General features: G+C 75.1%; 16 protein-coding genes. 10 read left to right on the top strand and 6 right to left on the bottom strand.

The genetic code is table 11. The features are described from left to right. Nucleotides 1-113: 113 nt before the first annotated feature. Together H1D33_RS10690 and H1D33_RS10685 are read left to right on the top strand one after the other, a co-directional pair. Nucleotides 114-587 carry a molybdenum cofactor biosysynthesis protein gene (locus H1D33_RS10690; RefSeq protein WP_181568211.1) on the top strand — a complete coding sequence of 158 codons (474 nt, stop codon included), beginning with the start codon at nucleotides 114-116 and terminating at the stop codon, nucleotides 585-587. A 162-nt stretch (nucleotides 588-749) separates the two neighbouring features. Beyond that, on the top strand, nucleotides 750-1,316 hold the full coding sequence (locus H1D33_RS10685) for a sigma-70 family RNA polymerase sigma factor (protein ID WP_181568212.1): 567 nt from the start codon (nucleotides 750-752) through the stop codon (nucleotides 1,314-1,316). A gap of 16 nt (nucleotides 1,317-1,332) precedes the next feature. Here H1D33_RS10685 and H1D33_RS10680 read toward each other — a convergent pair whose 3' ends face one another. After that, entirely contained in the window at nucleotides 1,333-2,070 is a 738-nt protein-coding gene (locus H1D33_RS10680; protein ID WP_181568213.1) for a zf-HC2 domain-containing protein, read from the bottom strand. Between the two features lie 116 nt (nucleotides 2,071-2,186). Here H1D33_RS10680 and H1D33_RS10675 point away from each other — a divergent pair, with 116 nt between their 5' ends. From H1D33_RS10675 to H1D33_RS10655, 5 genes are all read left to right on the top strand, one after another. Next, a complete protein-coding gene (locus H1D33_RS10675) occupies nucleotides 2,187-3,392 on the top strand; it encodes a D-arabinono-1,4-lactone oxidase (RefSeq protein ID WP_181568214.1) in 1,206 nt (401 codons plus the stop codon). After that, nucleotides 3,389-3,766, top strand: a complete 378-nt coding sequence (locus H1D33_RS10670; protein WP_181568215.1) for a sensory rhodopsin transducer — start codon at nucleotides 3,389-3,391, stop codon at nucleotides 3,764-3,766. The genes H1D33_RS10675 and H1D33_RS10670 overlap by 4 nt, the downstream gene beginning before the upstream one ends. 33 nt (nucleotides 3,767-3,799) lie before the next feature. Then, nucleotides 3,800-4,912 (top strand): FUSC family protein, encoded by a 1,113-nt coding sequence (locus H1D33_RS10665; RefSeq protein WP_181568216.1) that lies wholly within the window; start codon nucleotides 3,800-3,802, stop codon nucleotides 4,910-4,912. 913 nt (nucleotides 4,913-5,825) lie between these two features. Beyond that, entirely contained in the window at nucleotides 5,826-6,341 is a 516-nt protein-coding gene (locus H1D33_RS10660; protein ID WP_181568217.1) for a hypothetical protein, read from the top strand. Nucleotides 6,342-6,505: 164 nt separating this feature from the next. Then, entirely contained in the window at nucleotides 6,506-7,150 is a 645-nt protein-coding gene (locus tag H1D33_RS10655; protein ID WP_181568218.1) for a dihydrofolate reductase family protein, read from the top strand. 16 nt (nucleotides 7,151-7,166) lie between these two features. Here the strand turns inward: H1D33_RS10655 and H1D33_RS10650 are convergent, their stop codons facing one another. The 5 genes from H1D33_RS10650 to H1D33_RS10630 all read right to left on the bottom strand — a co-directional run bounded on the left by H1D33_RS10650 (nucleotide 7,167) and on the right by H1D33_RS10630 (nucleotide 10,321). Beyond that, nucleotides 7,167-7,958: a shikimate dehydrogenase family protein gene (locus tag H1D33_RS10650; protein ID WP_181568219.1), complete on the bottom strand. Its 792-nt coding sequence runs from the start codon at nucleotides 7,956-7,958 to the stop codon at nucleotides 7,167-7,169. Continuing rightward, complete coding sequence (locus tag H1D33_RS10645) at nucleotides 7,955-8,527, bottom strand: NADPH-dependent FMN reductase (RefSeq protein ID WP_181568220.1); 573 nt, start codon at nucleotides 8,525-8,527, stop codon at nucleotides 7,955-7,957. The genes H1D33_RS10650 and H1D33_RS10645 overlap by 4 nt, the downstream gene beginning before the upstream one ends. Beyond that, nucleotides 8,524-9,465, bottom strand: coding sequence for an ROK family protein (locus H1D33_RS10640; RefSeq protein WP_181568221.1), 942 nt, complete (start codon nucleotides 9,463-9,465; stop codon nucleotides 8,524-8,526). The genes H1D33_RS10645 and H1D33_RS10640 overlap by 4 nt, the downstream gene beginning before the upstream one ends. 7 nt (nucleotides 9,466-9,472) lie before the next feature. After that, a complete protein-coding gene (locus H1D33_RS10635; protein WP_181568222.1) occupies nucleotides 9,473-9,826 on the bottom strand; it encodes a DoxX family protein in 354 nt (117 codons plus the stop codon). A 63-nt stretch (nucleotides 9,827-9,889) separates the two neighbouring features. Further along, entirely contained in the window at nucleotides 9,890-10,321 is a 432-nt protein-coding gene (locus H1D33_RS10630) for a type II 3-dehydroquinate dehydratase (RefSeq protein WP_181568223.1), read from the bottom strand. A gap of 182 nt (nucleotides 10,322-10,503) precedes the next feature. On the opposite strand from H1D33_RS10630, the gene H1D33_RS10625 reads away from it, so the two are divergent. Genes H1D33_RS10625 through H1D33_RS10615 form a run of 3 tightly spaced genes read left to right on the top strand, consistent with a single transcriptional unit; the run spans nucleotide 10,504 to nucleotide 13,504 of the window. After that, entirely contained in the window at nucleotides 10,504-11,661 is a 1,158-nt protein-coding gene (locus tag H1D33_RS10625) for a DegT/DnrJ/EryC1/StrS family aminotransferase (RefSeq protein ID WP_181568224.1), read from the top strand. Next, complete coding sequence (locus tag H1D33_RS10620) at nucleotides 11,658-12,779, top strand: Gfo/Idh/MocA family protein (protein ID WP_181568225.1); 1,122 nt, start codon at nucleotides 11,658-11,660, stop codon at nucleotides 12,777-12,779. The genes H1D33_RS10625 and H1D33_RS10620 overlap by 4 nt, the downstream gene beginning before the upstream one ends. A 35-nt stretch (nucleotides 12,780-12,814) precedes the next feature. Next, complete coding sequence (locus H1D33_RS10615; protein WP_181568226.1) at nucleotides 12,815-13,504, top strand: HAD-IA family hydrolase; 690 nt, start codon at nucleotides 12,815-12,817, stop codon at nucleotides 13,502-13,504. Nucleotides 13,505-13,517 lie beyond the last annotated feature (13 nt).

The raw sequence follows: 13,517 nt of genomic DNA, 5'->3' as shown, positions 1-13,517 counted from the left end.
GGGCCGGGTCGTCTCGCCGTCACACCCGGTACAACGCCGGCCACGGGGCGCGGACACGTGAGCGTGGCTATCATCCGCTTTGGTGGCGTTATGGCCGTGCCTAGACTCGGGCCATGCCGCGGATCGTCCAGTTGCTGGCCTCACCGGTGCACCGTTACCTGGGCCGCCCGGCGGACGGCCCCGCCCCGGCGCCGCCCGGTGAGCTGGTCGACCAGGTGCGCCTGCGGGCCGGCCTCGGCGTCGTCGGTGACCGCTACTTCGGGCGGCCGGCGCACCGCACGGCGAGCGTCACGCTGATCGCGCGGGAGTCGCTGCCCGCCGGCGCCGACCTCACCCAGCTCCGCCGCAACGTGCTGACCAGCGGCATCGCGGTCGACGAGCTGGTCGGCCGGGTCCTCACCCTCGACTCCGGCGACGGTCCGGTCAGCCTGCGGGTGCACCGGGCCGCGCCGCCCTGCGCCTGGCTGGACGTGGTCGTCGCACCCGGCACCTGGAAGGCGATGCGCCGCCGGGCCGGCGTACGCTGCGAGCCGCTCACCGACGGTCTCCTGCGGGTCGGCCCGGTCACCGTCACGGTCGGCGACTGATCCGTCCGCCGGAACTTTTCCCGGCCGCCGGCCGACCAACCTCGGGGTCACCGATCGCCGGATCGGCGGCGAGGTGACGGAGAGGACGCCAGGGATGAACCGAGCGGGGCCGGCGTCCGTACCCTCCGGCATGACCGTGCCGCACCGGCGGGCGGGCCGCGGATGAGCCCGGACGCCGACGACGAGCAGGTGACCCGGTGGGCGCACCAGGCCGGCCGGGGCGACCAGCTCGCCGCCGCCGCGTTCGTGCGGGCGCTCCAGGGCCCGGTGTGGCGGTTCCTCGCCCACCTCGCCGGCCCCGCCGAGGCCGACGACCTCGCCCAGGAGACGTTCCTGCGCGCGCTGCGCAGCCTGCCCGGGTTCGCCGGTCGCTCCTCGGCCCGGACCTGGATCTTCACCATCGCCCGCCGGGTGGCCGTGGACCACGTGCGGGCCGCGACCGTCCGCCCCCGGATCGCCGCGCTGCCGGACTGGCAGAGCGTCGCCGAGGCGGCCGGGGCGGTCACCGCCGGCGGGGACGACGGCGTCGCGCTGCGCGGGCTCATCGCCGGGCTCGCCCCGGACCGGCGGGAGGCGTTCGTCGCCACCCAGGTCCTCGGCCTCTCCTACGCCGAGGCCGCCGAGGTGTGCGGCTGCCCGGTCGGCACCATCCGGTCACGGGTCGCCCGCGCCCGCGAGGACCTGGTCGCGGCCTGGGCCGGCGACGTCCGGTCCCGCCGGGCCCGCTGAGCCGCCCGGACCGAGGTCAGGCCGCGCGGCGGTCGCGGGCCTGCGCGGTGTACGGGCCGGGCGGCACCAGCCGCAGCGGCGCCGGCGCGGACGGCTCCTCGGTACGCAGCGCCCACCGCGAGCCGGACGACCCGCGCCGGCCGGGCGGCGTGTCGCCGGGGCGCAGGCCGGGCCGGGACAGCAGCAGCATCACCGCCCAGCCGACCAGCAGGAAACCGTGGCTGACCAGCCGGGTCATCGCCACCTGCCCGGTGATCAGGTCGTTCACCGACAGCAGGACCAGCGTGGCGACGAACGCGCTGAGCATCGGCAGCAGCCCGGACGGGGTGGACCGGCGCAGCGCGACGTAGAGGAAACCCGCGCCGACCGCCACGTTCCACGCCGCCGACTCGTGCCACAGGTGCTGGCCGGAGGTGTGCGCGTGCGCCACCACCGCCTCCCGGCCGATCTGCGCCAGGCCCAGCACCAACTGCACCGCGCCGAGCAGGCCGAGCGCCGCGCGCAGCCCCCACACCACCCGCCGGCGTCGGCTCGGCCGGGGCGGCGGTGCGGCGGCCAGCACGGACGCCACCAGGTCGGGCACCCGCGGGGCGAGCTGCGTACGGGCCCGGCGGGTGACGGCGGCCGCCGAGTCGAACCAGCCCCGGCACCCGGCGCAACCGCTCAGGTGCGCCTCCGCCGCTTCCGTCTCGGTCCGGGACGCCTCCCCGTCCAACTGGGCCGACAGGATCTCCCGCCACTGCTCGCACGCCATGTAGGGATAGTCGTCCGGGCGCCCCGCCTGGTTCCCGCCGGGGTGCCGGAACAGGCCGGCGACTACCCCCGGCGGGCGCGGGTAAGCGGGCCCGACCGCCGGCGGAGGGGAGCCAGGTGACACGCGCGTTCGTGAACTGGTCCGGCAGCCTCTCCTTCACCCCGGCGCGCTGGGCCGAACCCGCGGGTGAGGACGAGGTGTGCGCGCTGGTGCGCCGGGCCCGCGACGACGGCGTCACCGTCCGACCGGTCGGCTCGGGGCACTCGTCCAGCCCGCTGGTGCGTACCGACGGGATCCTGCTCGGCCTGGACCGGCTCGCCGGCGTGGTCTCCGACGACGGCCGAACCGCCACCGCCTGGGCCGGCACCACGCTGAAGGCGCTCGGCGAAGGTCTCCACGACGCCGGCCTGGCCATGGACAACCTGGGTGACGTCGACTACCAGTCGATCGCCGGGGCGACCGCCACCGGCACCCACGGCACCGGGCTGGGCTTCGGCAACCTGAGCACCCAGCTCACCGGCGTACGCCTGGTCACCGGCGCCGGCGAGGTGCTGGAGATCGCCGCGGACCGCAACCCGGAACTGTTGCCGGCCGCCCGGCTGTCGCTGGGCGCGCTCGGCGTCGTCACCCGGGTCACCCTGGACGTGCAGCCCCGCTACGAACTGCACCGGCGGTCCTGGTGCGCGCGGCTGGACTGGACGCTCGACCACCTGGCCGAACTCCAGCACACCAACCGCAACATGGACTTCTACTGGTATCCGCGCAGCGACCGGACGCAGATCCGGGTGATCAACCGGGTCGACGACGCGCGCGACCAGTCACGGTGGCCCGGCGCGTGCACCCCGGACGGCGAGCCCCGGCAGAGCCAGGTCGGGCCGACCCACCGCACCATTCCCCGGCACCGGGAACTGCGGTTCGAGGAGATCGAGTACATGCTGCCCGCGGAGGCGTTCGCGGCCTGCTTCGCCGAGGTGCGCCGCCGGATCCGGGAGCGGCACCGGCGGCTGGCCGGGTGGCGGGTGCTGGTCCGCACCGTCGCGCCGGACGACATCTGGCTGAGCAACGCCTACGGCCGGCCCACCACCACGATCGCCTGCCTGCAGAACACGTCCCTGCCGTACGAGGACTACTTCCACGACATGGAGGCGGTCTTCCGGCACCACGGCGGGCGGCCGCACTGGGGCAAGAAGCACTGGCTCGGCGCGCGGGAACTGCGTCCCCTCTATCCCCGGTGGGACGACTTCCAGGCGGTCCGCCGCCGGCTCGACCCGGACGGGGTGTTCCTCACCCCCGACCTGGCCCGACTGCTGGAGGAGTCGTGACCGGGGCGATCGGCGCCCGGGTGTGGGTGGTGCCCGGCGGGCACGTGCCGTTCCCGGCGCACGGCACCGAGCCCGAGTTCACCGGCTTCGACCAGCTCTGCGTGCTCAACGCCGGCGACGACGACGCCGCGCTGACGCTCGACTTCTACTACCAGGACGCCGAGCCGGTCGGGCCGTACCGGCTGCTCGTGCCCGCCCGCCGGGTCCGGCACGTGCGGGTCAACGACCTGATCGACCCGGAAGCGGTACGACTGGACCGCCCGTACGGCTGCGTGCTGCGCTCCCCGGTGCCGGTCGTGGTGCAGTTCCTGCGCCAGGACACCCGGCTGCCCGGCGTGGTGGCGCTGACCGGCACGATGGCCTATCCGGGGTGAGGTTCGACCGGGCGGCGGCGGGTACCCCGGCGCATGCGGGCAGCCGGCGACCGGATACGCGAGGCGGGACGGGCCAGCCGGGAGCGGCTGCGCACGTACTTCATCGTGGCGGTCCAGGCGGGCCTGGCCGCGGCGCTGGCCTGGCTGCTCGCGCGCGAGGTGCTCGGCAACCCCGACCCGACGTTCGCGCCTGCCGCAGCCGTCGGTGTCATCGCCGCGGCGCTCGGCAACCGCACCCGACGCACCGTCGAACTGGTCGTCGGCGTGGTGCTCGGCATCGTCGTCGGGGACGCCCTGATCCACCTGTTCGGCACCGGCCCGTGGCAGACCGGCGTGATCGTCTTCCTGGCCGTCACCGCGGCGGTGCTGGTCCGGGGCACCGGCGCGCTCGTCACCCAGGCCGGCGGTACGGCGGTGCTGGTCGCCACGCTCACCCCGGTCTCGCCGGACCTGGAGCTGCCCCGCACCGTCAACGCGCTGGTCGGCGGCGTGGTCGGCCTGCTGGTGGTGCTGGTGATCGCGCCCCTCAACCCGCTGCGCACGGTACGCCGGCTCGCCGACCCGGCGCTGGACACGTTCGCCCGGGAGATGACCGCCTCGGCGGAGGCGCTGGCCCGAAGCGACGCGCGCGCCGCCGACGCGGTGCTGACCCGGATGCGCGCCGCCGAACCGGAACTCGACCGAATCGACGAGGTGGTGAACGCCGCCGACGAGGTGGTCCGCTTCTCCCCGGTGCGCTGGCGGCGACGGCGGGCGCTGGCCGCGTACCGGAGCGGCGCCGAGCACCTGGACCGGGCGTTCCGCAACAGCCGTGCGCTGGTCCGCCGGGTCGGCACCGCGCTGCGCGACGACGAGCCGGTGCCACCGGACCTGCCGGCCGCGCTGGAAAATTTCGGGGCGGCGATCCGACTGCTTCACCGGGAGTTCCTCGCCGCCCGGGAGCCGCTGGCGGCCCGGGAGCGGGTGCTGCGGGCGGTCCGCGAGGCCGGCGCGGCGTGCCGCCAGGACATCGGCTTCTCCGGCACCATCGTGGTCTCGCAGCTCCGGACCGCCGCGAACGACGTGCTGCGCGCCACCGGCGTACCGCCGGACGAGGCGCGCCGCCTGGTCCGCCGGGCCGCCGCCGGCCGCCCGCTCTCCGCCTAGCGGCGCTCCCGAACCCTCCGGTACGCGACGGTCCGGCGCTAGTCCGTCGAGCTCGCGCTCGCGCTCGCCCCGCCCCCGGCTCCCCGCTTCCGCCTCCCCGCCTCCCCGCCTCCCCGCCTCCCCGCTTCTGGCTCCCCGCTTCCGGCTCCCCGCCTCGTGGCTCTCGGCTCCCAGCCCGTGGCTCCTGGCCCGTGGCTCCCGGTTCCCGGCTCGCCGGCTCCCGGGCGCCCGGCTCCGTGCTCCGGGATCCGTGCTCCGGGATCCGGCTCCGGCTCCGGCTCCGGCTCCGGTTCCGGTTCCGGTTCCGAGAGATCTTGGTAGGAAACGGCCCCTCCAGGGCCGTTTCCTACCAAGATCTACCCGTTTCCTATCCAGTGGAACGCCAGTCCCAGAAACCAGCCGCCTGCCGTTCAACGCGCCCACCCCGATACGCGGTAATCAGAACTGTCCCGCCGATCCTTTCGATCTTGGAGTTGTGGCACCTCCGATAGGCGTTCAATGCCGACAATCCAGGCGCCACAACTCCAAGATCGGCGAAGCCGAGGCCGAAGCCCGGGGGATCGTGCCGCAGCGCGAGCGAGAAGGCGGGCGAGATGCCGAGACAGAAGGCGGGGGTGGGGTGGGGGTGAGGCGGGAGGCTGGGCGGAAGGCAGGGCGAGGCCCTGGCCCGCGGTCTCGAGGGCCTGGCCTTCGACCTCTGGCCTTCGACCTCTGGCCCTCGATCCCTGGCCTTCGATCCCCGGTCCTTGGCCTGGGGCCCGTGCCCCTGGCTCTCGGCTTGGCCCTTGGCTCTCGGGCGCTGACAGAAGACTCGCGCTTTCTGCGGTATGACTGTGCGTCATAGCTATGACTGAGAGTCATAGCGCGACTCGCCGCCGGGAGAGCGGCGCCTCGTCGCGCGACCCGTGGACCGATGTCCGCGCCGCTGCGCGACCGGCGGTTAGCATGGGCCGTGCCCGAGCAGCCGACGATCGCCGACGCCACACTGGCCCGCATCAACGAGGGCGTGCAGTTGCACCACCAGCAGGGTGAGCGGGACGCCGCGCGCGACCTGTTCGCGCAGGTCTGGGACGAGATCGGCGGTGAGCGGGGCGACCCGCTGCACGTCTGCGTCCTGGCGCACGCGATGGCCGACGTGCAGGACGACGCCCGTGAGGAGTTGCGCTGGGACGAACGGGCGCTGGCGGCGGCCGGCCGGCTCACCGACGCGCGGGTGGCCGAGTCGGGGGTGCCGCTGTCGGTGGCCGCGCTTCATCCGTCGCTGCACCTCAACCTGGCGGAGTGCCACCGCAAGCTCGGTGATCTCGACCGCGCCCGGGAGCACCTGCGACACGCGGAGGCGGGGATCGGCGCGCTGGGCGACGACGGCTACGGCAGGCTGATCCGCGGTGGGCTGGACCTCCTGCGGCAGCAGTTGGCCGTCGCCTAGGCAGCAGGGGCGTGGGCGGCCGAGCCGCGCCAGGAACGAGCCACGCCAGGAAGCGGTCCCACCGGACGGCCGGCTCCCGGGCCCGTGGCGAGACGAGCGATGACTTCGGCCGGGGACGCCGGTCTACCTCCCGACTGAGAGAACCGACCATACGGGAGCACGACATGGGCGTCATCCAGATCGAGCTGTTCACCACCCTGGACCTCGTGGCGCAGTCGCCCGGCAGCCCGGAGGAGGATCCGGCGGGGTTCCCGTTCGGCGGCTGGCAGGCGCCGCTGCTGGACGAGGCCACCGGCGCGCAGGTCATGAAGGCGTACGAGGGCACGGACGCGCTGCTGCTCGGCCGGCGGACGTACGACATCTTCGCCGCCTACTGGCCGCACCAGGAGGGCGGCGAGGACAACGAGATCGCCACGTTGTTCAACCGCATCCCGAAGTACGTGGCCTCCCGGAGCCGGCCCGACCTGTCGTGGCAGGGGTCCACCCAGCTCGGCCCGGACCTGGCGACGGCGGTGCGTGAGGTGCGGGACCGGCACGAGAACGTGAAGGTCGTCGGCAGCCTCGACCTGGTGCAGACGCTGCTGCGGGAGAAGCTGTTCGACCGGATCGACCTGTGGGTGCACCCGATCCTGCTCGGCGTCGGCAAGAGGGTGTTCGACGGCGGCGCGGTGCCCACCAACGTCACGCTCCTCGAACCGCCGGTCGCCAACGCGACGGGCACCGTCTACCTGCGCTACGGGCTCGCCGACGGCACGCCGGGGACGGGCGACATGGGCGCGCCCGACCGGGGCGTCGGCCACGACGGCTGACCGGCGTCGTGGTGGCTCAGAGGCCGAAGAAGTCCAGGTAGCCGTCGATCTGGTGGGCCAGCATGGGCTCACCGGGATGCGCGGGCAGGCCCCGGTCGCGGGCCGCGCGGAGCAGCGTCGTCTCCGCCGGGGACATGATGATGTCCGCGACCACCGCCCGCGCCGGCAGCTCCGCCACCGGGAACGGCGGCGGGTCGCCGGGGCGCAGCCCGACCGGCGTCGCGTTGACCGCGAGGTCGACGTCGGCCAGTCGCGGCCGGGACGCCGCGTGGACCCGGCCCGGGTACGCGGCCGACAGCCGCCCGCCGAGCGCGGCCAGCCGGGCCGGGTCGGTGTCGGCCAGGTGCAACGCGGCCACCCCGGCGTCGAGCAGCGCCACCGCGATCGCGCTGCCCGCGCCGCCGGCGCCCACCACGCACACCCGCCGGCCGCGTGGGTCGTGCCCGGCCGCGACCAGCCCGCGCACGAACCCGTCGCCGTCGAACGTGTCCGCCGTCCAGGTGCCGTCGGTCTCGCGGCGCAGCGCGTTGACGCTGCCGGCCCGCCGGGCCCGGTCGGTGACCCGGTCGGCGAGGGGGAGCACTGCCGCCTTGTGCGGCACGGTGACCAGCATGCCGTGCAGGTTGGTCACCTGCCGCAGCCCGGCCACCACGTCCGGCAGCGCGGCGGCGGGCACGTGCACCGGCACCAGCACCGCGTCCGTGCCGCGCCGGGCCAGCACCGGGTTGAGCAGGCCGGGCGCGCGTACCTGGGCGATCGGGTCGCCGAGCAGCGCGTAGAGGCGGGTGGCGCCGCCGATCGCGGTCACCGCACCGGCTGCGGGTGGCGCAGTGTCCGCAGCGCGCCCGCCCACGCCACCACCTCGTCGAGCATGGCGCCGACGGCCTCCCGCTGGTGCGGGCCGGGGCGGAAGTCGCGGAACGCCACGAAGTCGGTGTGCAGGGAGAGCGCCACCTGGGAGCGGACCACCGGCACCGACACCTGCCCGAGCACCAGCCGCAGGTGCTCGGCGGCCCGGGTGCCGCCGTGCACGCCGTAGCCGACCAGCCCGGCCGGCTTGTGGTGCCACTCCTGGTAGAGCGCGTCGATCGAATCCTTGAGGACACCCGGGATGGAGTGGTTGTACTCCGGGGTGACGAAGACGAACGCGTCGAGCGCGCCGACGACGGCGCCCCACCGGCGGATCGCCGGCCGGCTCGACGGTGCCATCGACGGGGGCAGCGGCTCGGCGAAGTGGGGCAGCGGATGGTCCGCCAGGTCGACGAGTTCCGCCTCGACGTCCGTCCGTGCGGCGGCGATGTCGCGTACCCAGCGCGCCACCGCGTCGGCCTTGCGGCCCGGGCGGGTGCTGCCGGCGACGACCCCGATCCTGATCATTGGCTGTTCTCCCTGGTCGAGTGCCCGGCCCCGACCGGGACCGGGGCGCCCGCGAGGTCGCGGGCGAGGTGGAGCGCGCCGTGCAGCGAGGAGAGCCCGCCGAGCGCGGCGGCGGCGACGCGGGGTGCGGGCCGTCCCGGACGCCCGACGGCGAGGCGCCCGACCAGCGGCACGAAACCGGGCAGGCCGGCGGCGAACCCGCCGCCGACGATCGCCAGGTCGGCCGCGAGCAGTTCGCCGAGGCTCACCACCGCGGCGGCCAGCGCGGCGCAGGCCGGTTCGATCGCGGCCACCGCCCACGGCCGTCCGTCGTCCAGTCCGGCGCGCAGCCGGTGGTGGTCGACCGGCCCGCCGCGCAGCCGGGCCGCGCGGCGCAGCGTGGCCGGCCCGGACGCGACCGCCTGCAGGCAGCCGGACCGCCCGCAGTCGCACCGGTCCCCGCCGAGGTCGACGACCATGTGTCCGACCTCGGCGGACACGCCGGCCGGGGCGTTGCGCCCGCCGACCACGATCCCGCCGCCGACGCCGGTGCCGACCCCGAGGTAGAGCACGTCGGCGCGGCCCGCGTGCCGGGCCTCGGCAAGCGCCGCCAGGTCGCCGTCGTCGGCGTACCCGGTCGGGGTGTCGGGGAACAGGCGACGCAGCGCGCCGGCCAGGTCCAGGCCGACCCAGCTCGGCCGGCCGGGCCAGGCCACGATCACGCCGGACCGGTCGACGGTCGCCGGCATGGCCACGCCGACCGCGCCGACCGGGCCGAAGCCGGCGCGCAGCGCGACCACCTCGGCGGCCAGCACGGCCAGGTCGGCGGCCGGGTCCGCGCCGGCCGGCCAGGTGACGATCCGTTCGTACGCGGGCCGGCCGGCCGCCTCGGCGCGCAGCGCGACCTTGGTGCCCCCGACGTCGACGCCCAGCAGCGTGGCGCCCGGCCCGCCCGTCACGCCGGCCTCAGTGCGCCAGCAGGTGCAGGAACGCCAGCGCGGCCGAGGCGAACGCGAAGAACAGCGGCACCATGATCACCTTGCCGTCGTCCTTGGCGCGCAGGTGGTAGGCCACGGCGGCGATCAGCAGGACGGTGACGCCCACCGCGGCGACCAGGCCGAGCTGCCAGAACTTCAGGCCCAGCAGCAGCCCGGCGACGCCGGCCAGCTCCAGCAGGCCGATGACGCGGGTCAGCCCGGCGGAGACGCCGAGGTGCGACATCCGCTCGCGCATCTGCGCGTTGCCGGTGAGCTTCTGCACGGCCAGTGGGATCAGGATGATGGCCAGCAGGATGGTGAGAACGATGATCGCGACGGTCACGGGGTTCCTCGGGGGTCGGGTCGTCGCGGCGGACGACCGGTACGGGTGCGACGGGGTGGACGGTCAGGGGACGGTCGCGACGAGCGCGCGGGCCGCCAGCCGGTAGCCGAGCGCGCCGAGGCCCACGATCACCCCCGCGGCCAGCGGGGCGAGCACCGAGTCGTGCCGGAAGCTCTCCCGGGCCCACACGTTGGACAGGTGGACCTCCAGCCACGGGCGGGGATAGTTGGCCAGCGCGTCGCGCAGGCTCCAACCGGCGATCATCAACGCGCCCGGGTTCACGATCGCGCCCACCGTCTCATAACTGTCCTGGATGGTACGGATCATCTCGCCCTCGCAGTCGTGCTGTCTCGCGACGACCCGCCACCCCCGACCGGCGACCTCCTCGCCGACCGCCCGCTCGATGTCCGCCAGCGTGTCGGTGCCGTAGATCTCCGGTTCGCGGCTGCCGAGGATGCCCAGGTTCGGGCCGTTGAGCAGGAGCACCTCGGGCACGTTGCACCTCACCGGAGACGGACGACGACAGGTCATCGGAGTATCGACCCCGCCCCCGCGCGAACCCCCGCCGGCAGGGGGCGGTTAGGGGCGGCTAGGGGCTGTTAGGGGAGGTCAGCGCCGTGCCGGCTCGGTTAGCGTCCAGCCGGGCCGTTCCGATCTGGATCAGGGAGTGGGACATCATGAGTGATCTGTCGGCGCCGGAGTTCCCCGAGTGGCCGCAGTTCGGCGACGAGGAACGGACCGGCCTCATCCGGGCCCTGGAACAGGGCCAGTGGTGGCGCGTCGGGGGCAACGAGGTCGACACGTTCGAGGCCGAGTTCGCCGCGTACCACGGGTCGTCGCACGCGCTGGCCGTCACCAACGGCACGCACGCGCTGGAGGTGGCGCTGGAGGTGCTGGGCGTCGGCCCGGGCACCGAGGTCATCGTCCCCGCCTTCACCTTCATCTCCTCGTCGCTGGCCGCGCAGCGCCTCGGCGCGGTGGCCGTGCCGGTCGACGTGGACCTGGACACCTACTGCGTCGACCCGGACGCGGTCGCCGCCGCCATCACCGACCGCACCCGCGTGGTGATGCCGGTGCACATGGCCGGGCAGTTCGCCGACATGGACGCGCTCGACAAGATCACCTCGGACGCCGGCGTCGCGCTGCTCCAGGACGCCGCGCACGCGCACGGCGCGCAGTGGCAGGGCAGGCGGGTCGGTGAACTCGGCTCCGTCGCCGCGTTCAGCTTCCAGAACGGCAAGCTGATGACCGCCGGCGAGGGCGGCGCGGTGCTCTTCCCCGACGAGGAGAGCTACGAGAAGGCGTTCCTGGTGCACAGCTGCGGCCGGCCCCGCACCGACCGCGACTACCTGCACCGCACCACCGGCTCGAACTACCGGATGAACGAGTTCAGCGCCGCCGTGCTGCGCGCCCAACTGTCCCGGCTGGACGGTCAGATCGCGGTGCGCGAGCAGCGCTGGCCGCTGCTGGCGAGCCTGCTCGCCGAGATCCCCGGCGTGGTGCCGCAGGGACGCGACCCGCGCGGCGACCGCAACCCGCACTACATGGCCATGTTCCGGATCCCCGGCATCACTCCGGAACGCCGCCGGGTCGTGGTCGACGAGCTGATCGCCCGGGGCGTCCCGGCGTTCGTGGCGTTCCGCGCCATCTACCGCTGCGAGGGCTTCTGGCTGGCCGGCGCGCCGGACGAGACCGCCGAGCAGATCGCCGAACGCTGCCCGAACGTCGAGCAGATCCACGCCGACTGCGTCTGGCTGCACCACCGCACGCTGCTCGGCAGCGAGGACCAGATGCACCGGATCGCCGCCGTGCTCACCGACGTGCTGGCCGGATGACCGGGCCGCAGCCGGCCGCCGCGCCGGGGCGTACCGTCCGGGTCGCGGTGGCCGGTCTCGGCTGGGCCGGGCGGCAGATCTGGCTGCCCCGACTCGCCGCGCACCAGCGGTTCACGGTGACCGCGGTGGTCGACCCGGACGCCGCCGCCCGGGACACCGCCCGCGCCGCGCACGGCGTGCCCACCGCGTACGCCGACGTCGCCGACCTGCCCACCGACGCCGCCGACCTGGTGGTGGTGGCGGTCCCCAACCACCTGCACGCCGCCGTCGCGGCCCGGCTGCTGCGCCGGGGCGTACCGGTGTTCCTGGAGAAGCCGGTCTGCCTCACCTCCGCCGAGGCCGACGACCTGGCCGACGCCGAGCGCGCCGGCGGCGCGGTGCTGCTGGCCGGCAGCGCCGCCCGCTACCGCGCCGACGTGCGGGCCCTGCTGCGGGCCGTGGTGGACCTCGGCCCGGTCCGGCACGTCGACGTCGCCTGGGTACGCGCCCGGGGGGTGCCCGACGCCGGCGGCTGGTTCACCCGCCGGGACCTCTCCGGCGGCGGCGCGCTCGTCGACCTGGGCTGGCACCTGCTCGACACGGTGCTGCCCCTGCTCGGCCGGGCGCCGATCGCGCACGTGGTGGGCAGCGTCTCCGACGACTTCGTCAACGACGGCGCCGCGCAGGCCGCCTGGCGCGGCACCGCCGGACCCGGCGGACGCGGCGACGTCGAGGACACCGCCCGCGCGTTCCTGCTCACCGCCGACGGCGCGTCCGCCGCGCTGCACGCCTGCTGGGCGTCGCACGAGGCGACCGACCGCACCACCATCTCCGTGCACGGCACCGACGGCTCGGCGACGCTGCGCTGCACGTTCGGGTTCAGCCCGAACCGGGTCGGCGCGCCGGAGCTGACCCGGACCCGCGACGGCGAGACCGTCGCGCTGCCGCTGGCCGCCGAGACCATCGGCGCCGAGTACGACCGGCAGCTCGACGCGCTGCCCGGCCTGCTCGCCGACCAGGCCAACCGGGGCGTGGCCGCCGCCGACGCCCGCCGCACCATCGACGCCATCGAACGCGTCTACCGCTGCGCCCGGCCCACCCCGCCGGTGCCCGCGCTGGCGGGAGCGCGCGACCGGTGAGAACCACCGGGCGACCTCACCCTTCGGGAGCAGCCATGAGCCAGCCGCCGTCGACCGTCGGCGCCGCCGTCCTCGCCCCGCGTCCGGGCCCGATCCGCGCGGTCGTGTTCGACCTCGACGGGGTCGTGGTCGACAGCTCGGCGGTGATGCGCGAGGCGTTCAGCGTCGCGTACGCCGAGGTGGTGGGCGCCGGACCGGCGCCGTTCGAGGAGTACAACAAGCACATGGGACGGTACTTCCCGGACATCATGCGGCTGATGGGGCTGCCGCTGGAGATGGAGGCGCCGTTCGTCCGGGAGAGCTACCGGCTGGCGCACCGGGTGCCGCTGTTCCCCGGCGTCCGCGACACGCTGGAGGCGCTGCACGAGCGCGGCGTGCGGATGGCGGTCGCCACCGGCAAGAGTGGTCCGCGTGCCCGGTCCCTGCTGGACCTGCTCGGCGTGCTCGGCCTCTTCGACCACGTGATCGGCTCGGACGAGGTGTCCCGGCCCAAGCCGGCGCCGGACATCGTGCTGCGCGCGCTGGAACTGCTCGACATGCCGCCGGGTGTGGCGATGATGGTCGGCGACGCGATCACGGACCTGACCAGCGGCCGCGACGCCGGGGTGACCACGGTGGCGACCACCTGGCACGGCGGTGACGTGACCGCGCTGCTGGCCGCCGGCCCCGACCTGGTCGCGCACAAGCCCGAGGAGTTGCTCACGCACTGCCCGGCGGTGCTCTGAGCGCCGCGCCGCC

It is taken from the genome of Micromonospora ferruginea, assembly GCF_013694245.2.
GTDB lineage: Bacteria > Actinomycetota > Actinomycetes > Mycobacteriales > Micromonosporaceae > Micromonospora > Micromonospora robiginosa.
Note: the sequence above shows the minus strand (reverse complement) of the source record. Positions and strands in the feature narration are given on the sequence as shown.

What these genes read in the sequence shown, in the direction of transcription:
- H1D33_RS10690 (WP_181568211.1), top strand. Translation starts at nt 114, where the DNA reads ATGCCGCGGATCGTCCAGTTGCTGGCCTCACCGGTGCACCGTTACCTG.
- H1D33_RS10685 (WP_181568212.1), top strand. Translation starts at nt 750, where the DNA reads ATGAGCCCGGACGCCGACGACGAGCAGGTGACCCGGTGGGCGCACCAG.
- H1D33_RS10680 (WP_181568213.1), bottom strand. Translation starts at nt 2,070, where the DNA reads ATGGCGTGCGAGCAGTGGCGGGAGATCCTGTCGGCCCAGTTGGACGGG.
- H1D33_RS10665 (WP_181568216.1), top strand. Translation starts at nt 3,800, where the DNA reads ATGCGGGCAGCCGGCGACCGGATACGCGAGGCGGGACGGGCCAGCCGG.
- H1D33_RS10660 (WP_181568217.1), top strand. Translation starts at nt 5,826, where the DNA reads ATGTCCGCGCCGCTGCGCGACCGGCGGTTAGCATGGGCCGTGCCCGAG.
- H1D33_RS10655 (WP_181568218.1), top strand. Translation starts at nt 6,506, where the DNA reads ATGGGCGTCATCCAGATCGAGCTGTTCACCACCCTGGACCTCGTGGCG.
- H1D33_RS10645 (WP_181568220.1), bottom strand. Translation starts at nt 8,527, where the DNA reads ATGATCAGGATCGGGGTCGTCGCCGGCAGCACCCGCCCGGGCCGCAAG.
- H1D33_RS10625 (WP_181568224.1), top strand. Translation starts at nt 10,504, where the DNA reads ATGAGTGATCTGTCGGCGCCGGAGTTCCCCGAGTGGCCGCAGTTCGGC.
- H1D33_RS10620 (WP_181568225.1), top strand. Translation starts at nt 11,658, where the DNA reads ATGACCGGGCCGCAGCCGGCCGCCGCGCCGGGGCGTACCGTCCGGGTC.
- H1D33_RS10615 (WP_181568226.1), top strand. Translation starts at nt 12,815, where the DNA reads ATGAGCCAGCCGCCGTCGACCGTCGGCGCCGCCGTCCTCGCCCCGCGT.